Genomic DNA, 18,743 nt, shown 5'->3' on the forward strand with positions numbered 1-18,743 from the left:
ACAAGGGCGTCACCGGCTACGACGTCTACGCCGACAACACCCTGCGCGGCAGCGTCGGCGGGTCCACCACCACGTACACCGACACCCAGCCCGCGTCGGCGACCGTGACGTACTACGTCAAGGCCAGGGACGCAGCCGGCAACCAGTCCGCGCCCAGCAACTCCGTCACCCGGACCGGTAACGGCACCGCCGACTCCGACATGGCGGTCGGCAAGCCCGTCACCGAGTCCGGTCACACCTACGTCTACGCGCCCGAGAACGCCGTCGACAACGACGTGTCCACTTACTGGGAGGCCTCGGGCAACCCCGGCACCCTGGCGGTGAAACTGGGCGCCAACGCCGACACCAGCAAGGTCGTCCTGAAACTGAACCCCGACGCGGCGTGGTCCAAGCGCACCCAGAACGTCCAGATCCTGGGGCGTGAGCAGAGCGCCTCGGGCTACACGAGCCTCGTCGCGGCCAAGGACTACGTCTTCGACCCGGCGAGCGGCAACACCGTCACCATCCCGGTCAGCGCCCGGGTGGCCGACGTGCAGGTGAAGATCGCGAGCAACTCCGGCGCGCCCGGCGGGCAGATCGCCGAACTGCAGGTCTTCGGCTCGCCCGCGCCCAACCCCGACCTGACGGTCACCAGCGTCACGGCCTCACCCGCCTCGCCCGTGGAGACCGACGCGGTCACCCTGTCGGCCAGGGTCACCAACGCCGGCAGCGCCTCGGCGCCCGCCTCGACCGTCGACTTCCTCCTCGCGGGCGAGAAGAGCGCCTCCGCCTCGGTCCCCACCCTGGCCGCGGGCGCGTCCACCACGGTCAACGCGAGCGTCGGCACGCTCACCGCCGGCTCCTACCAGGTCGGCGCCACCGTCGACCCGGACAACAAGGTGGTCGAGCAGAACGACGCCAACAACACCACCAGTGCCGCCGCACCGCTCGTCGTCAAACCGGTGGCCAGCTCCGACCTGGTCGCCTCACCGGTGAGCTGGTCACCCACCAACCCCGCCGTGGGCAAGCCGGTCTCCTTCCAGGTGGCGTTGAAGAACCAGGGGACCGTGGCGTCCGCGTCCGGCAGCCACGCCATCACCCTGACGCTGAGCAACGAGTCCGGTGACGTCGTGAAGACCTTCAGCGGCTCCTACAGCGGAACGATCGCCGCGGGCGCCACCACCTCCGCGGTGGACCTGGGGAGCTGGACGGCTGCCGGCGGCAGGTACACCGTCAAGACGGTGATCGCCGACGACGCCAACGAGCTTCCGGTCAAGCGGGCCAACAACACCTCCACCCTGCCGTTCTTCGTCGGACGCGGCGCGAACATGCCGTACGAGATGTACGAGGCCGAGGACGGCCGGCTGGGCGGCGGCGCCCAGGTCGTCGGCCCGAACCGTACGGTGGGCGACCTCGCCGGTGAGGCGTCCGGGCGCAAGGCCGTCACCCTCGACAGCACCGGCAGCTACGTGGAGTTCACCATCAAGGCGCCCACCAATACCCTCGTCACCCGGTTCTCCATTCCCGACTCCGCGGGCGGCGGCGGCACCGACGCCACCCTGAACGTCTACGTCAACGGCCAGTACCTCAAGGCCGTCAACCTCACGTCCAAGTACGCCTGGCTGTACGGCAACGAGACGGCCCCCGGCAACGCGCCGAGTGCCGGCGGCCCGCGCCACATCTACGACGAGGCCAACCTGATGCTGGGGACGACCGTGCCCAAGGGCGCGACCATCCGTCTGCAGAAGGACGCCGCCAACACCTCCCGCTACGCGATCGACTTCGTCAACACCGAACAGGCCGTGCAGATCGACAACCCCGACCCGGCCGCCTACGTGGTACCGGCCGGCTTCACCCACCAGGACGTGCAGAACGCCCTGGACAAGGTGCGGATGGACACCACCGGCAAGCTCGTCGGCGTCTACCTGCCCGCCGGCGACTACGAGACCGCCGGCAAGTTCCAGGTCTACGGCAAGGCGGTGAAGGTGGTCGGCGCCGGACCGTGGTTCACCCGCTTCCACGCCCCGTCGACGCAGGAGAACACCGACGTCGGCTTCCGTGCCGACAGCACCGCGCAGGGCTCGTCGTTCTCCGGGTTCGCCTACTTCGGCAACTACACCTCACGCATCGACGGTCCCGGCAAGGTCTTCGACTTCTCCAACCTCTCCCACATCACCATCGACGACATCTGGGTCGAGCACATGGTCTGCCTGTACTGGGGCGCCAACACCGACTCCGTCACCATCAGGAACTCCCGCATCCGCGACACCTTCGCCGACGGCGTCAACATGACCAACGGGTCCACCGACAACCTGGTGCAGAACAACGAGGCCCGGGCGACCGGTGATGACAGCTTTGCGCTGTTCTCGGCCATCGACGCGGGAGGCGCCGACGAGAAGGACAACGTCTACGAGAACCTCACCTCACTGCTGACCTGGCGTGCCGCGGGCATCGCGGTCTACGGCGGGTACGACAACACCTTCCGCAACCTCTACGTCGCCGACACCCTCGTCTATTCGGGCGTCACCATCAGCTCGCTGGACTTCGGCTACGCGATGAACGGCTTCGGCACCGATCCGACCACCATCGAGAACGCCTCGCTGGTCAGGACCGGCGGCCACTTCTGGGGGTCGCAGACCTTCCCGGCCATCTGGTGCTTCTCCGCCTCCAAGCCGTTCCAGGGCATCCGTGTCAACGACGTCGACATCGTCGACCCCACGTACCACGGCGTGATGTTCCAGACGAACTACGTCGGTGGGGCCCCGCAGAACCCGGTGAAGGACACCGTGTTCACCGACATCTCCATCACGGGCGCCAAGAAGAGCGGCGACGCCTACGACGCCCGCTCCGGATTCGGCATCTGGGCCAACGAGATGCCCGAGTCCGGGCAGGGACCGGCGGTCGGCTCGGCCACGTTCCACCACGTGACCTTCTCCGGCAACGCCAAGGACGTCCAGAACACGACGTCCACCTTCCAACTCGCCATCAACCCGTAGCGTCGCGTCGGGAGCAGTCGAGGCGGCTCGTCCCGTCGCTCCCCGCCCCGCCGGCCGTTGGCCGGTGGGGCGGGGGGCGGGGGGCGGGGGGCGGGGGCGAGTGCGGGGAGGGCCCTCGGGTGCGGGGGTACGGGGGCCCCGGCCCGGGGGGTGGGGGATTGCGAGCCCCGGCCCGGGGGCGGGGGCTTGCGAGCCCCGGCCCGGGGGGCGGGCCGGGGTTGCGGGAGCCTCGGTCCGGGGGGCGGGCCGGGGTTACGGGAGCCTCGGTCCGTGGGACGCGAGGTCCGTGGGGACTTCCCGTGAGGTCCGTGGGGACTTCCCGCGGGTCCTGGGGGCTCCCCCTGTGCCCTCCAAGGGCCGGGGAAGCTCGCGGGAATCGCGCGGCCCTGGGCGGCGGGGCCAGCCGGGGCGGGGCGCGCCGGGACGGAGCGTCAGCTCGGGTTCATCGGCGCAGGGGCGATGACCGCGAACGGTGCCCCCTGGGGATCGGTGACCAGCGCCATGCGTCCCGCGATCATGTCGAAGGGCGCCTGCAGCACCGTTCCGCCTGCCTTCGAGATCCGGCTGACGGTGTCGTCGGTGTCGGACGTCGCGAAGTAGGTCAGCCAGTGGGACGGGGTCTCCGGGGGAAGGCCCTCGGGCAGGGGTTGCGTACCGCCGACCGTTCTTCCCCCGGCGGTCAGCGCGTAGTAGTCGTCCACACCTTCCATGGCGGTGGTCTCCATGCCGAAGACCCGGCTGTAGAACTCCGAAGCGGCCTGCCGGTCGGTGGTGTTCAGCTCGCACCAGATGACGGCACCCTGCTCGTTGACGACCCCGGCCCCGGGGAAGTCCACCGCCTGCCAGACGCCGAAGACGGCGCCGGTGGGGTCGGCCGCGATCATCATCCGGCCCAGCGACATGACGTCCATGGGCGGGACCATCACCGTGCCTCCCGCATCTCCGACGGCCGCCTCGGTCGCCTCGATGTCGTCGGTGGCCAGGTACGTGGTCCATACCGTCGGCGGCGGTGGCTGGTCGTCCATCGGAACGGCCGCCATGACGCCGGCCACGGGTTTTCCGCTCAGCTCGCACACGGCGTAGCCACCGGTCTCGGCCGGGCCGACCTGACCGCTCCAGCCGAAGACCCCGCGGTAGAAGTCCAGGGCCGCCTGCTGGTCCGGAGCCGCCACGTCGGCCCAGCAGGGCGTTCCGGGCGCATAGGGCAGTGTGGGTTCGGGCATCGTCGCCTCCTGGTACGTGTCCTGGTCGTGCGGACGGAACAGACCGCCCGGCGCGTTCCGGAATCACACTCCTCTCCCACGATTCCCGCCGGTCGCCCTGCCCGCCACTCGGCACCGAAATGGGCGAGAAGACGCAGGTGGGAGAGGGTGAGGGGGAGGTGAGGTGAGGTGAGGGGGTGCGGGGGCGGCTGCGCGGGCCCACGGTCGGCCCGACCGGTCCGGCTCTGGTTTCTGGCCCTCGCCCCGGTGCCGCCCGCCGGTCCCGGCTCCGGGCCAGGCTCCGGCTCCCGCTCCGGCTCCGGCTCCGGCTCCGGCTCCGGCCAGGGTTCGGCGGCCAAGGTTCGGTATGGCGTAGTTGCCGTGGTCAGGTGGCTCGCCGGCGGGCGTGGGTTTCCGGAGTGGACATGAGCCTCCGGAGTACGGGAACCCGAGTAGTCCGGCCCAAGGCGCTGCGGACGCGTCCGCTCGGCGGTGAACGGCTTCCGTCCACGGAACGGGATGCGAGGGCACCGAGCCGGGCCGCGGGCCGTGGCCGGCACCCGGCCGAGAGGAGGAAGCCATGTCCAGGCCGCACGATCCGGCGACCGATCCCGAGGCGGAGGGCGTACCAGACCTGCAGGCGGGGTCTCCGGAGCAGCAGCAGGCATCCGACCCGGAGCAGATGCCGGTGCCGGGTGACGACCCCACCGTGGCGGAGTCCCGCGGGAACACGGCCAACGAGGCGTGGGCCGGGGACTCCCTGGCGCAGCGCCTTGCGGAGGAGATCCCTGAGGGGCCCACCGAGGTCCTTGCGGCCGGCCCCGGAGCGGACTACCCGGAGGAGGACGTCGACGCGTCCGCGGAGGACCCCGGCGTCTTCGACGGGACGCCCGAGGAGCGGGCAGGGCTGCTGGACGACGTGCCCGACCCGGACCGGCCACGCGACCAGGACGTCTACGCGGAACCGGCTCCGTCCGCCGGCCTGAGCGCGGAAGAGGACGCGGTGCGGGTGACGGACCAGGACAGCGCCCTCGCCGCCGACCGGGGTCACGAACGGACCACGCCGGCCTGGGAGAACGCCTCTGCGCTCGCGGACGAGGCGACCGTGGACGACGACAGGTTCGTCACCGGCGCCGTGTCGGACGAGGGGAACGAGGAGCCGACGGTGTGGGGGGCCGAGGGCGCGGGCGACGCGGACACCGGTGAACGGGCCCGCGCCGCGCTGCGCGAGGCCGCGACCGGAAAGGGCGGCCACGGGACTGCGCCGATCGGGAACGCCGTCATCGAGCCGGAGATAGCGGAGGGCCCGGTACCGGGGCTCGAACCCGGCGAACGGATCGATCGCGGCTCCTGGGAGCCGCCCCTTGAGGTCGACGCACCCGCGGACCCCGCGGCGCCCGGCGCCTCCGGCGACCCGGATGCCGTACGACGGCAGAAGGAGGCTGGGGGGCCTTGAGGGTGGGGTGCTGCCGGGGGCCCCTCCCCCTCCCGCCCCTCCCCATCGGCATCCGGATCGCTAACCCGACAGTCGCAGCCCCGACAGCCGCACTACACCCCGCCCACTCCGCGGGCGCTGCGCTTCCCAACGCGTGCAGGCTGACGCAGCCCAGGGCTCCCGAACAGGCGCCCGCAGCAGCCAACGAGCGCCCCGCAGATGCCTTCGTGCCCCACAGCCCCGTCCACACGGCCCTCCTGCGCCCGTTCGCCGGGTTCCGCCTACTGAGCACTCCGCTCTGACGCTCCTACAGTGGTGCCCCCGAAGGCGGCTCCAGGGCCACGGAAATGGCTCCAGCAGGTTGTCTCTCTGCCTGTGTCTCGGCATAGGGCTGGCTCCCCCTGCCCTGACCGGGGTCGGGACCCTGCCGTAAGTCGAAAGACCTACCGTAAGAGGACATGCCGTACCCGCATAATGCGCCCGGAGCCCGAACGCGGGCCTCAACTTTCCGCTTTATCAAAGAAGCTTCACGTAGCCCCAAGCACTTCCCCCCAAGCACAGTCCCCATAGCCGCGTCGTCCTGATCCGTGAGTCCCCAGTCCCCACCCGCGAAGACAGGCGATACGGACTGTTCCGGCTCCAAGGCGGTGCGGAAGGGCTGAGCCATATGAAGCGGAACGGGTCGCAGGGGCCTGAGGCCAGGAGAAGCGGCGCCTCAGGCAGAACGCCACCGTCACCAGAGGTCCGTGACGGCTTCAGTGGACGTCAGAGACTGGCGATGCGCGCGGCGAAGAACCCGGCACAGACGATCACCACCAGGATGAGCAACACCACCGGCACCGGCCCCCACCCCTTCGTCGGGTTGTAGCGCTCCTGCGGGCCGGCACCCGGCATGCTGCTCTCGCCTGGAGGCGTGGTGCCGGGTGGCACCTCACCGCCGGGCTCCAGACCCGTAGCGGTCTCAGGGTCCGGGTCTGGGCTGGGTGTGGTGTGTTCGCTCATGTCTTCCGGGTACGCACCGGCGCGGCGTTCGACACCTCCTTCCTTCCGCAGCTCTGTGCCGGCACACGATGTCCTCGTGGCCCACTCGCCTGTAACCCTCCGCTTCCCCTTCGCCACCCTGGGCCACCCCCTGCGACCACACCCCATCCGCCGTCGGACATCACGGCCACAGGCGAACGCCGGGCAGCAGAGAACCTGGCGCCGGCTCGGGGCGCCGGCCCGCCCACGCCGGCGCCGGGCGACTACTCCGCCGTGCGCTCGGGGAGCAGTTCTCGTATGTCCTGGGGAAGAACCGCGGTGACCTTCTCGGTCAGCTCCGGCGCCACCGCCGCGTCCAGCACGTTGAAGGTGGCGGCGGCGTACCGCAGGGCCGTGTCCTCGGACACCTGACCACGTACCGCGACCCGCTCGACGAAGACGGGCAGCCCGAATCCCTCACCCGATGTCGGGACTTGCTCGTCCGAGGTGATGCCCGTGACGACCTCGTCCCCCCGGTTCAGGTAGGTGCCTATTTCTGAGGGGAGCTGGGCCGCGACATGCGAGGCGAGGGCGGGCGGCAGCCTCTCGCCGAGGGTTTCCATGGTGGCGCGCACGGCCGTCTGGGCGGACCCACGGTCCGGTAGGGAAGCCTGGGCCTGGACGTGGCCGATGAACTCGTCGTGGTGCATGGCTTGCTCCTCGTGTCGTCCGGCGAGGCCGCAGCGGAGCCCGGCCTGCTTCCAGCCGGCTGCCGTCCTCTGTTTCCGGTTGTCCTGCCGGCAGGGGCGGTATGCACCGGTCCGTGATCCGGGTTCCCCGTCACCGCCGCGCGGAACGGCCCTGGGCACGGGCCCTCCGGACAGCGCGACCGGCCTGACCGCCGGGGCGGGTGTGGTCCGTACGGGCAGGGGCAGCTTGCCGGCCGTTGCGCTGCGGAACGGGGTCGCCGTCTCCGTTGCCGGCCGGAGCGCAGGGAAGGTCGTCGTGCTCGGTGCACCGTGGGTTGCGTTCTTCATCGTCAGTACCTCCGCTCCTGACGATGACGGAGACGGAACGTTGTTGGGGATCTTGGTGCGAAGTGGTGGACAACCGAGCGGTTGTGGAAAACCTGGCAGCCCGAACGAGGGAGTTTCGTGAGCCCAGGACCTGCCTCAGCCGCGGGTACGGGCGTGGCGGTGGCGGCGCCCGGGGGGCCTTGACCAGGCAAGGGGGGCCGTGAGAGGAGGAGCGGTGAGCCTGGCACAAGGCTCGCGCGCGCCAGGGGATGCGCACGCCACCGACCGCTACCGGTCCTCGCCCGCGGTTGACGGCGCGGGCCTGGGTCGTATCTTCAAGGTAGCGTCGTTCGCCCGAAGGGCGGGCCCGGCGGTGTCTGGTGCGGGCGATCGCAAGGCGGAGGGAGGAGAGCGCAGCGGGCTGCGCTGACGACCGACAACGCGGCGAGCGTGCGTGCCAGGCGCCGCCGGGCAGGCGGGACTTTGAAGACACGGCCGAGGGCGCACAGCGTCGCCCCAGGAAACCGCTGCCGCCGCCGCGAAAGCACACGGCGCGCGCCTCCCGGGGGCAGGTCAACGCCCGGGATCGACGGCGCCGGGTACGCCCCGGACCCGGTCAGCGTCTGCGGGCGGCCACCGGTACGGCTGCGGGAGCCGGACGCACAGCCGTGCTCACAGCGGCGACCACGTCGGTGAAGGTGGCACACATGCGGGTCTCGGCGACGGCTGCGAGTTCCGCGAAGGTGCCGGCGCCGTAGGTCACCGCCAGCGGCGTCATCCCCGCGGTGACCGCCATGCGCATGTCGGCGGCGGTGTCCCCCACGTAGGCGCACTCCTGCGGCAGGACACCGAGTTCGGCCGCGGCGCGCAGGGCAGCCTCCGGGTGGGGCTTCACGCGGCGGACCATCTCCTGGCAGATGAGGGGGCCGACGTGTTCGCGGATGCCCATGGCGTCCAGCAGCAGCACGGCGCCACGGGACGGCCGGGAGGTGGTGACGGCGACCTCGGTGCCTCTGGCGCGCAGTGCCGCGAGCCCTGCCGCCACTCCGGGGAACAGGAGCCGTGACCCGCCGCGCAGCACTTCCTGCACGTAGAGCTCGCGGTACCGGGCGAGGGCGGCGACCACTGCGCTGTGTCCGTCGGGAACCCCGAGGAGTCTGCCGAACGCGGTGCCGGGGGCGTCACCGAGTGCTGCCGCCACCTGGCGTGGGGTGACTTTGCGCCCCTGCTCGGCGACCACCTTCATCAGCAGGCCGGTGAGGGCCGGCCGGGTGTCGGCGAGCGTGCCGTCGAGGTCGAAGACGGCTGCTTTCAGCCGGTCACCGCGGCCGAGTCCCGCCGTGCGGCGGGGTCGCGTTCCGACCCGCCCGGTGTCCTGCATCGTTCCCCCTCGTCCGTGGACGTGCCGAATCGCTCCGGTGTCCCTGTGATCGGCGGCCCCCGTTGGTCGACCGGCCGGAAGTCGTACCGCCTCGGCTCGTGGTCCCCCGCAGCCGTGGGCGGTACCGGTCAGTGCTTCCGGAACCCGTCGTTGCAAATCCAAAAACGCACAACGTTTTTTGTCAACGCCGGGGCACCTCGGCTTTCGCTGCCGTCACGCCCTCCTCACTGACTGTTTCCTTCCCGTCCGCCGCTGTGCCGACGCGGACCTGGGGTGCTTCCGGTCCGCAGTACCCGGGACGTCGCGGGCGGGCGCGTACGGGGCGCGCGGTTGCACGACCGGCGTGCCGGCGAGGGTTGCTGGGGAGCGGGTACTTCCCGGCCCCGCTCAGGGAGAAGGGGCGGACGGCGACCGGGGCCTGGCGACGCGGCTGCGTCCCCAGGCCCCGGCGGGCGGTTTCGGGCGGTGGTCAGGCTTGCTGCGGGGTGTCCACCGGGGCGCCGGAGGGTGCCGGGAGGTCGGACGGTGCCGAGGTGCCGGGCGATGCCTGGGTGCCGGGGGACGGCGCCGCGGCGGCGGCCTGCCCGGGTCCTTCGGTGTCGGCGATGTCGACGCCCGTGGTGGTCTGCAGGCGGGAGTGACGGCGTCCGTAGAGGGCGTAGACCAGGGCGCCGACCGCGAGGAAGATCGCGAACTGCAGCCAGGTGGCGAGCCCCGTCCCGTACATGAGGTAGACGCAGAAGCCGATGCCCAGGATGGGGCTGACGGGGTAGAGGGGCACCCGGAAGCGGCGGCTGAGGGCCGGGCGGGTGCGGCGCAGCACCATGACGCTGACGTTGACGACGGCCATGACGGCGAGAGTGCCGATGGTCGTCAGGTTCATCACGACGTCCAGGGGGACCACGGCGGCGGGGACGGCGAAGACCAGGGCGACGATCCAGGTGCCCGCCACCGGTGTCGCGGTCTTCGGTGAGACGCGGGCGAAGACGCGGGGGATCAGCCCGTCGCGGGACATCGACATCAGGATGCGGGTCTGGCCGTACATCACCGTCAGGACCACCGAGGCGATGGCGACCACGGCCCCGAAGGCGATGACGGCGGCGCCGAGTCCGGAGGAGGTGACCCGGTCGACGATGACGGAGAGGGCGGCGGGGCGGCCGGCCACCTGGTCCGCGGAGAGGGCCCCGATGGCCGCCACGGCCACCACGCAGTACAGGACGGTCACGATGCCGATGCACGCGAGGATGGCGGCCGGGATGTCGCGCCGCGGGTTCTTGACCTCCTCACCTGCGGTGGTGATCGCGTCGAAGCCGATGTAGGAGAAGAAGGCCACGGAGGCTCCGGAGGTGATGCCGGAGATCCCGGACGCGGCGAACGGCGTCAGGTTGTGGGCGCGGAAGGCGGTGAAGGCGAGCACGCAGAACAGGGCGAGCACCGCGATCTTGACGACGGCCATCACGGCGGTGGCTCGGGCGCTCTCGCGGATGCCACGGACCAGCAGGGTCGCCGCGAGCAGCATCACGACGACGGCGGGCACGTTGACGATGCCGCCTGCCCCGGGTGGGTTGGAGAGGGCGGCCGGCAGGTGGAAGCCGAGGGTGCTCTGCAGCAGTTCGTTGAGGTACTGGCCCCAGCCGACGGCGACGGCGGACACGGACACGCCGTACTCCAGCAGCAGGCACCAGCCGACGAGGAAGGCGGTGCGCTCGCCGAGGGTCGCGTAGGCGTAGGAGTAGGAGCTGCCGGAGACCGGGATGGCGCCACCCAGTTCCGCGAAGGAGAAGGCGGTGAAGACGCAGGTGACGGCGGCCAGGGCGAAGGAGAGGACGCTGGCGGGGCCGGACTCGGCGACGGTGTCGGAGAGGCCGACGAAGATGCCGGTGCCGACGATCGCGCCGACGCCGAAGCAGACGAGCTGGAAGAGGCCCAGGCTGCGCCGCAGGCCGTGCCCCTCGAGGTCCGTGCCTGCTTCGGCGACGAGCTGGTCGGGGGACTTGATGCGCAGGGAGCTGGGGCGCATGGCGGTGGTTCGCAATCTCTGCTGGTGCGGACGCCCGGCGGATGGCTGGGCACATGCGAGAGGGCGGGCCTGTGGGCTCCGCCCCCTGCGTTCGAGTGATGGTAACCCGAAGGAATGCATGATCGCTCATCCGACCGTATGGCTATGCAGCCTCACGCCTCGCCGCACCCCGCGCCGGGTCGAGAATCCCCGGCAAGCCCGGTCGGGCCGGGCCAGGGAGCGCCCCCGCCCGACCGGCTGCCCGCTTCCCCCGTCCGCCCGGGGGGCCCGCGTTCCCCACCCGACCGCAACCTCGGCGCACGGTGCGGGCCCGCTGCCCGACCGTGCGCGCGGTGGTCTCAGAGCGCCGAGGAGGCGGACCGGGACCCGAGCGTGGCGACCATGACGGCCTTGATGGTGTGCATGCGGTTCTCCGCCTCGTCGAAGACGACGGAGTACTCGGACTCGAACACCTCGTCGGTGACCTCCAGGGACTCCAGGCCGTACAGCTCGTGGATGCGCCGGCCGACGGCGGTGCCGAGGTCGTGGTACGCGGGGAGGCAGTGCAGGAACCGCACGTCCGGGTTGCCGGTGGCACGGAGGACGTCCATGGTGACGGCGTAGGGCTTGAGCTGCTCGATCCGCTCCCCCCAGACCTCCTGGGGCTCGCCCATGGAGACCCAGACGTCGGTCGCGACGAAGTCCGCGCCGCGCACACCCTCCGTCACGTCCTCGGTGAGGGTGACGCGCGCACCGCTGCGTGCGGCCAGCTCCTGGGCCTGTTCGACGACCTGCGGCTGCGGCCACAGGGCCTTGGGGGCCACGATGCGGACGTCCATGCCGAGGAGCGCGCCGGTCACGAGGTAGGAGTTGCCCATGTTGTAGCGGGCGTCGCCCAGGTAGGCGAAGGAGATGGAGGTCAGCGGCTTGCCGGGGGCGTGCTCGGTCATGGTGAGGACGTCGGCGAGCATCTGGGTGGGGTGCCACTCGTCGGTGAGGCCGTTGTAGACGGGGACGCCTGCATGGGCGGCGAGTTCTTCCACGTCGGCCTGTGCATCACCGCGGAACTCGATGGCGTCGAAGATGCGGCCGAGGACGCGGGCGGTGTCCCTGACGGACTCCTTGTGCCCGATCTGCGAACCGGAGGGGTCGAGGTAGGTGGTGGAGGCGCCCTGGTCGGCCGCGGCGACCTCGAAGGAGGCACGGGTGCGCGTAGAGGTCTTCTCGAAGATCAGCGCGACGTTCCGGCCGGTGAGCCGCTTCTCCTCGCGTCCTGCCCGCTTGTCGGCCTTGAGTTGCGCGGCCAGTTCCACGAGGTGGCAGAACTCCTCGGCTGTGAGGTCCGACTCCTTGAGGAAGTGCCGGCCTGCAAGGTCTATCGCCATGGGAGGCTCCATAGGTCACGGCGACGCGGTCGCCCGGGATCACGAACACGGAGAAGCTGGAATTATATACAGAGCTTCGTAACCCTATGCAATGGCTCCGCTCTCACCGCGCCGAAGGGCGAGTGCCCGCATCAGGGTCGCGGCTCACTTCCGGCCCCCACTCCCCCGCGCCCCGGGAGACGCCTCCATGCTCCCCCACGCCCCCTCTCCGGGCGCTCACACCCGGTCGCGTTCCAGTGGGCAGCTCATGCAGCGCGGTCCGCCACGCCCCCTCCCCAGCTCGCCGCCCGGAACGGTGAGCACTTCGATGCCGCGCCGGGCCAGGAAGGAGTTGGTCGTCACGTTGCGGTCGTAGGCGACCACCACCCCCGGCGCCAGCGCGAGGACGTTGCAGCCGTCGTCCCACTGCTCCCGCTCCGCCGAGTGCACGTCCTGGGTGGCGGTCAGCACCCTGATGTCGTCCAGGCCCAGCGCCGCCGCGATGGCCCGGTGCATGTGCTCCGGCGGGTGGTCGGTGACCTTGAGGTCGTAGGTGTCCGAGCCGGGCTCGATGGTGTAGGAGCGGAGCATGCCCAGGCCCGCGTACTGGGTGAACGTATCCCCGTCGATCATGGTCATGACGGTGTCCAGGTGCATGAACGCCCGCCCCTTGGGCATGTCGAGGGCGACGATCGTACGGGCCGAGCCGGCCGCGAACAGCCCGCGCGCCAGCATCTCCACCGCCTGCGGCGTGGTCCGTTCGCTCATCCCCACCAGCACCGCCCCCCGGCCGATCACCAGGACGTCGCCACCCTCGATCGTCGAGGGGGAGTCGACCCGGCCCTGTGACCAGACGCGGAACGGCTCGTCCCGGAACAGGGGGTGGTGGCGGTACACGGCCTCGTAGTGCAGGCTCTCGCGTTGCCGCGCCGGCCAGCGCATGGCGTTGACGGCGACACCGTCGTACACCCAGGCCGAGGTGTCCCGGGTGAAGAGGTGGTTGGGCAGCGGGGCCAGCAGGAAGTCGTCCAGATCCATGACGTGGAAGCGCACCGAGGTCGGTTCCGGGTGACGCTCCAGGTACTCGCGCTTGGTGACCCCGCCCACCATCGCCTCGGCCAGTTCCGCGGGGGTCAGCTGCCCGAAGGCGGCCCGGATGTGGTCGGCGGCCAGCGGCCCGTACTCCTGCTCGTCGAAGACACGGTCCAGCACCAGGGCCCGGGCCTCGGGCGACTGCAGCGTCTCGGCCAGCAGGTCGCCGAAGAGGTGGACTTCCACGCCGCGCTCCCGCAGCATCCGGGCGAACCCGTCATGCTCGGTCTGCGCCCGGCGCACCCACAGCAGGTCGTCGAAGAGCAGGCTGTCCTTGTTGGTCGGGGTCAGGCGCTTCAGTTCCAGGCCGGGGCGGTGGAGGATCACGCGACGCAGCCGGCCGACCTCGGAATCGACGTGGAATGCCATTCCTCCATCCTGGCCGTTCCGTGCGGTGATCACTCGGCGAGCGGCCGACGGAGACCCGGGACGACGGCCACTTCGCCACGGCGGGACGCAGCCCGGGTGACGCCGCCGGGTGCGCCAGGGAGGACCGGGCCGACGGGAAGGACCGGGGCAGCAGTGCGCCCGGCCGGGCGAGAGGCGGCCCGGCACGCGGAACCTCGGGCCGGAACGAACAGGGGCACTCCGGTGAGCGCCGCCCCCTACCAGCAGCCTCCGGCCAGAGGCGTCCGGTCAGGGGCAGCCCAGCTGGAGAACACCCCCGTCACGCGCGGACACCCCCGTCACGCGTGGGGCGATGCACCGGCGGACTGCCGGGTGACATCGCCCGATCGGACCAGAACACCCCGTCGTCACGAGACGACAACAGTGCGCAACCTTCCATGGACCTCTCGTGTCTGCATGCTCACATACCCTTCACATGTCCGGAGTCGACCACCGGACGGCGTCACCTGGAGCAGTCATGAGCATCCCGAACTGCCCGCAACCGGCACCTGGTTGGGCCCCGCCCCCGCCCCAGAAGAAGAAGACGGGAAAGATCGTCGGATTCGGCTGCGGTGGCCTGGTGTTGCTCCTCGTCCTCATCGTCGTCGTGATCGCCACCACCGGCGGCGGAGACGCGAAGGGCGACAAGAAGGCCGAGGCGTCCCCCTCCTCCGCAGCTCCCTCCGCAACCGGGGCGGGCGACAGGCCGAGGACGGACGCGAAGCCGACCGGGAAGCCTGCCGAGAAGCCCGCACCTCAGAAGACCTACGGGGACGGGGACTACCAGGTCGGCAAGGACATCCCCGAGGGCACTTACGAGTCGGCGGGCGCCGCCGAGAGCGTCCTGGAGTTGTGCACCATCACCACGGAACCCAAGGGGGACCTGACGATGCCGCAGCTGAAGACGGCACAGAAGGGCGAGCGAGTGATCATCACGCTGGCCGAGAAGGACGGCGTCGTCACGGTCCAGGGGTGCAAGCCGCTCACCCTGCGCAAGTAGGCCCACGCGGCCGCGCCCCCCGCACGGATCAGCCGGGCGGGGCGCGCCACACCGCAGGGTGCGGGAGGCGTCCGCCGGGCGGCGGGCCCCCCGGCCCGCCGCCCGGCCTTCCTCGCTCAGCCCAGCTGGGACTGCACCTGGGAAGCGATGAGCTCCAGGTGGTCGAGGTCGTCCAGGTCCAGCATCTGCAGGTAGAGGCGGGAGGCGCCCACCGCCTGGTAGCGCCCGATCTTCTCGACGACCTCGGCCGGCGAACCCGCGAGACCGTTGGCCTTGAGCTCCTCCACGTCACGGCCGATCGCGGCGGCGCGGCGAGCCACCTCGGCGTCGTCCCGGCCGACGCAGGCGACGAGGGCGGCCGAGTAGACCAGGTCGTCACCCTTGCGACCGGCCTCCTCCGCGGCCGCGCGCACCCGCCCGAACTGCCGCTCGCTGTCCTCGACGGAGGCGAACGGGATGTTGAACTCGTCGGCGTACCTGGCCGCGAGGCGAGGGGTGCGGACCGCTCCGTGCCCACCGACCAGGACGGGGATCTTCGGCTGGGCGGGCTTGGGCAGGGCGGGCGAGTCCTCCAACCGGTAGTGCTCCCCCTCGTAGCTGAAGCTCTCACCGGCCGGGGTGCCCCAGAGCCCGGTGATGACGGCGAGTTGCTCCTGGAGCCGGGAGAACTTCTCCTTCGGGAAGGGGATGCCGTAGGCCCGGTGCTCCTCCTCGAACCAGCCCGCTCCCAGGCCGAGTTCCACCCGCCCCCCGGACATCTGGTCCACCTGCGCGACCTGGATGGCGAGGACACCGGGCAGGCGGAAGGTACCCGCGGTCATCAGGGTGCCCAGCCGGATGCGGCGGGTCTCGCGGGCGAGGCCGGCCAGGGTGATCCAGGCGTCGGTCGGGCCGGGCAGGCCGTCGCCCTGGCCCATGCGGAGGTAGTGGTCGGAGCGGAAGAAGGCGTCGAACCCGAGGTCCTCGGTGGCCTTGGCGACGGCGAGGAGGGTGTCGTAGGAAGCGCCCTGCTGGGGCTCGGTGAAGATACGAAGGTGCATTCCCCCATCCTGCACGGTCACCTCCAGGGGGAGGGCACATCACCACCCTGTCGGACCGACGCGAGCGCGCCGTCCCGGCCGGACCCGGGCCGGGCGGCCTGCGGGCGGCCCCGCCGCATCCGCCGTCGCCCGCCCCGCACCCCCGCACGAGACCGCCGGGACCCCTTCACCACTGGGCCCGTCCACTCGCGGAAACCCCCTCGGGCTCCCGGAGAGCGAGGGCTGCACGGACAATGCCGGCTCGCCCCGGCGCGGCGGCGAACGGCCCGGGAGACGGCCCGGCTTAGGGCCCTTGCCATATGAGCGTCCGATGAGGTCGCGTGGTCTGGTGCCGTGCATCGCAAGGCGCCGCAGAGTCCTCGTAGCGGAGCTACCAGGGCTTTTCGGCAACGCCGCGAGGTGCGGTGCCAGACCACGCGGCCCGGGCGGGGCATATTGCAAGGCCCCCCTTACGGCGGCCTGCGCCGCCTCACGCCATTCCGGCCTCCTTGACGCCGAGTTGCCGCAGTATGCCCATGACCCGGTCCCGCGACTCGTCGGCGACGTCCATCGCCTCCACGCAGCTCCAGTACACGACCTCTTCGTCGGCCTCGCAGGCGACCACGACGAGCGCCTCGCACAGGTCGCCGAGGAGGGCCAGGAGTTCGGAGAGCGCGGCCCTGGCGTCGCCCACCTCCGTGAGTCCGGCCGCCCGCAGGCCACCGGAGTACGAGGCGCGCCACAGCAGCGCCCCGCCCGAACGGCCGCCCGCGTCACGCAGGCCGCGCGCCTGGGACCGCACCTCGCGGGGGCCGGAGACGGCGAGGTGGGAGCCGATGGCCTCGGCCACGGCCTGCGCCTGCCACGCCTCGACGACGATGTCCTGGACCGTGCGTGCCTGAGTGAGACCTCTTCGACCGGCCGCGATGATCCGAACGGCGTCCATCGGCGACCCCTCCCTCGCCTGCTGTCTGGTGGTGCCCGCCGTCACCCACCCGCGGAGGCGTGCTGCCGGCAGGGCGCCTGCTCCGGCACCACCCGCCGGCGCCGTCACCCAACGCATCCAACAGCCGCACCCCCAGGGGGAGCTGACCCTTCTTCCCTATTACATAGAGTGAGGGATAGCGGCTCAAAAGGCCAGAGGAATTCGCAAATCTCTGGACAACTCGCGCCCCAGACCTCCACGTACCACTCCATAGAGTGAGGAATCGCGTTGAAGTTCCACCATGCGGAACCTGCGGAGAGTGACGAGTCAGGCTTCTCCGGGCGTCTGCTTCCCGCGAGCGGGGAACCTCAGCTCGTTCCGGCCGATCTTCGCCGCGAGGGCCTGGAGCGGGTCGACGCCGACAGCGGTGCAGAACTGCAGGAGGTAGGCGAGCGCGTCGGCCACCTCGTCCTCGACCCTGGCGGCCGAGTCCGGCTCACTCATCACCTGCGCCGCCTCCTGCGGAGTCGACCACTGGAAGATCTCCAGCAGTTCGGAGGCCTCCACGCTGAGCGCCACCGCCAGGTTCTTCGGGTTGTGGTACTGCTGCCAGTCCCGGGCCGCCGCGAACTCGACGAGACGGCGGCGCAGGTCGTGAAGGTCTTCGCTCATGGCCCCAGGTGTAGCACCCGCACCCTGCGCCCTCCCCCGCCGCCCCGGTCGGCACCGCGACACCCGCCCACCGCACCGCCCGCCTCACAGACGGACCACCCCGACCCCCGGCCGCCCCTCCACCGCCGACGGGTCGCGCACCGTGCCCAGCAGGCGGATGTGGCCCCGCCCCACCATGCGGACGGCGAGGTCCAGCAACTCGTGGGTCTGCCGCCCGTCCAGACAGCGGTCCAGGCCGTCGGCGACCACCGTCAGCACCTGGAGGGCCGGCAGCACCTCGGCGACGGCGTCCATCTCCAGCACGTCCGGACCGGTGAGCAGGACGAGGGCCAGCGCGAGGTAGCGCAACTCGCCGTCGCCCAGCCGCTCCACGGGCATGGCGGCGGCACCCGCCCGGTCCAGGACCGCGCGCACCACGGTGCGGGCACCGTCGGTGGTCTGTGCCGCCTCGGCGCGCAGCCCCTCGACGGCCGGCCCGGAGCAGCCGGCGCGCACGGCCGAGACCAGGGCGGCGTGACGCCGTACGCACTCGCGGCTGGTCCGCTCCAGGACGGCGGGGAGGTTGTCGCAGACGGTGCGCAGCCGACCCGGTGCCCCGGAGCCGCCGGGCGTGCGCTGGGCCGGCACCGTGCCTTCCGGGGGACGTGCCGTGGCGGCCCGCATGGCCTCCGGTCGGGGGTCGCAGGGGAAGGTCGCGCGTAAGGCGACGAGGACCTGCTCGGCGGCGGCCAGGACCTGGCGCTGCCCCTCCGTCCTGCCGGCGACGCACAACGGCAGCAGGGCGGTGCCCAGTTGGTCGTCGGGGAGTGGGGCGCGGGTCACGGGGGTGGCGCCCGCGGTGTGCCAGGCCGCCTGCACCCGGGGCCGGCCGGGGTCGGTGAGGGCGGTGGAGAGCAGGACGCGTCCGCCGCCGGTGAGCCGCTCGCCGACGACGCGCACCTCCGGCTCGGCCTGCACCGCCAGGTCCAGCCGGACCGGCCCCGCCGGGCCGTCGGTGGTGCAGCCGATGCGGAAGCCGCGGCGGCCCTGTGCGTCGGGGCGCGCGCCGTCGGGGACGCAGGCCGCCGCGCCACCGGTGACCGTCTCCAGTGCCCGGCCCAGGGGGTCACCGCCGCAGAGCCGCGAGAGCAGCGCGTACGCCTGGAGGACCCCTGACTTCCCGGTGCCGCTGGCCCCCGTCAGGAGGGTGAGGGGGGCCAACGGCACCTGGGTCCCGCGGTGCGACTTGAAGGAGGAGAGGTGCAGAGCGGTGACGGTGGGCCGGGTGGCGAGGATGTCCATGCCGGAACGGTGGCAGTCCCGACGTGTGGAGAACC

14 protein-coding genes are annotated in these 18,743 nt (G+C 71.6%); 3 read left to right on the forward strand and 11 right to left on the reverse strand.

The annotated features are described in order from the left end of the window. On the forward strand, positions 1–2,975 hold a 2,975-nt coding region (locus ACFV3R_RS19235; protein ID WP_385583965.1), incomplete at its 5' end, for a CARDB domain-containing protein. 431 nt (positions 2,976–3,406) lie between these two features. Here the strand turns inward: ACFV3R_RS19235 and ACFV3R_RS19240 are convergent. After that, the gene (locus ACFV3R_RS19240; RefSeq protein ID WP_385583967.1) at positions 3,407–4,198 is read right to left on the reverse strand and encodes a VOC family protein; all 792 of its coding nucleotides are present in this window, start codon (positions 4,196–4,198) and stop codon (positions 3,407–3,409) included. A gap of 559 nt (positions 4,199–4,757) precedes the next feature. On the opposite strand from ACFV3R_RS19240, the gene ACFV3R_RS19245 reads away from it, so the two are divergent. Continuing rightward, the gene (locus ACFV3R_RS19245; RefSeq protein WP_385583970.1) at positions 4,758–5,633 is read left to right on the forward strand and encodes a hypothetical protein; all 876 of its coding nucleotides are present in this window, start codon (positions 4,758–4,760) and stop codon (positions 5,631–5,633) included. A gap of 744 nt (positions 5,634–6,377) precedes the next feature. Here the strand turns inward: ACFV3R_RS19245 and ACFV3R_RS19250 are convergent. The 6 genes from ACFV3R_RS19250 to ACFV3R_RS19275 all read right to left on the reverse strand — a co-directional run bounded on the left by ACFV3R_RS19250 (position 6,378) and on the right by ACFV3R_RS19275 (position 13,793). Then, complete coding sequence (locus tag ACFV3R_RS19250; protein ID WP_385583973.1) at positions 6,378–6,614, reverse strand: DUF6480 family protein; 237 nt, start codon at positions 6,612–6,614, stop codon at positions 6,378–6,380. Positions 6,615–6,856: 242 nt separating this feature from the next. Beyond that, positions 6,857–7,282 carry a DUF2267 domain-containing protein gene (locus tag ACFV3R_RS19255; protein ID WP_385583976.1) on the reverse strand — a complete coding sequence of 142 codons (426 nt, stop codon included), beginning with the start codon at positions 7,280–7,282 and terminating at the stop codon, positions 6,857–6,859. 922 nt (positions 7,283–8,204) lie between these two features. Next, positions 8,205–8,969 carry an HAD family hydrolase gene (locus ACFV3R_RS19260; RefSeq protein ID WP_385583979.1) on the reverse strand — a complete coding sequence of 255 codons (765 nt, stop codon included), beginning with the start codon at positions 8,967–8,969 and terminating at the stop codon, positions 8,205–8,207. 469 nt (positions 8,970–9,438) lie between these two features. Next, complete coding sequence (locus ACFV3R_RS19265) at positions 9,439–10,989, reverse strand: amino acid permease (protein WP_385583982.1); 1,551 nt, start codon at positions 10,987–10,989, stop codon at positions 9,439–9,441. Between the two features lie 338 nt (positions 10,990–11,327). Further along, positions 11,328–12,353 (reverse strand): ornithine carbamoyltransferase, encoded by a 1,026-nt coding sequence (gene argF, locus ACFV3R_RS19270; protein WP_385583985.1) that lies wholly within the window; start codon positions 12,351–12,353, stop codon positions 11,328–11,330. 216 nt (positions 12,354–12,569) lie between these two features. Continuing rightward, a complete protein-coding gene (locus ACFV3R_RS19275; protein ID WP_385583988.1) occupies positions 12,570–13,793 on the reverse strand; it encodes an arginine deiminase in 1,224 nt (407 codons plus the stop codon). A 496-nt stretch (positions 13,794–14,289) separates the two neighbouring features. Between ACFV3R_RS19275 and ACFV3R_RS19280 the strand changes: the two genes are divergently transcribed. Beyond that, complete coding sequence (locus tag ACFV3R_RS19280) at positions 14,290–14,811, forward strand: hypothetical protein (RefSeq protein ID WP_385583991.1); 522 nt, start codon at positions 14,290–14,292, stop codon at positions 14,809–14,811. A 116-nt stretch (positions 14,812–14,927) separates the two neighbouring features. On the opposite strand, the gene ACFV3R_RS19285 is transcribed toward ACFV3R_RS19280, so the two are convergent. The 4 genes from ACFV3R_RS19285 to ACFV3R_RS19300 all read right to left on the reverse strand — a co-directional run bounded on the left by ACFV3R_RS19285 (position 14,928) and on the right by ACFV3R_RS19300 (position 18,708). Next, positions 14,928–15,851, reverse strand: coding sequence for an LLM class F420-dependent oxidoreductase (locus ACFV3R_RS19285; RefSeq protein WP_385583994.1), 924 nt, complete (start codon positions 15,849–15,851; stop codon positions 14,928–14,930). Positions 15,852–16,320: 469 nt separating this feature from the next. Beyond that, positions 16,321–16,776, reverse strand: a complete 456-nt coding sequence (locus ACFV3R_RS19290; RefSeq protein WP_385583998.1) for a DUF6099 family protein — start codon at positions 16,774–16,776, stop codon at positions 16,321–16,323. Between the two features lie 306 nt (positions 16,777–17,082). Further along, entirely contained in the window at positions 17,083–17,427 is a 345-nt protein-coding gene (locus ACFV3R_RS19295; RefSeq protein ID WP_385584001.1) for a nucleotide pyrophosphohydrolase, read from the reverse strand. 84 nt (positions 17,428–17,511) lie between these two features. Beyond that, positions 17,512–18,708, reverse strand: a complete 1,197-nt coding sequence (locus ACFV3R_RS19300) for an AAA family ATPase (protein WP_385584004.1) — start codon at positions 18,706–18,708, stop codon at positions 17,512–17,514. Positions 18,709–18,743 lie beyond the last annotated feature (35 nt).

It is taken from the genome of Streptomyces sp. NPDC059740 (assembly GCF_042733155.1).
In the GTDB taxonomy this organism is placed as follows: Bacteria; Actinomycetota; Actinomycetes; order Streptomycetales; family Streptomycetaceae; genus Streptomyces.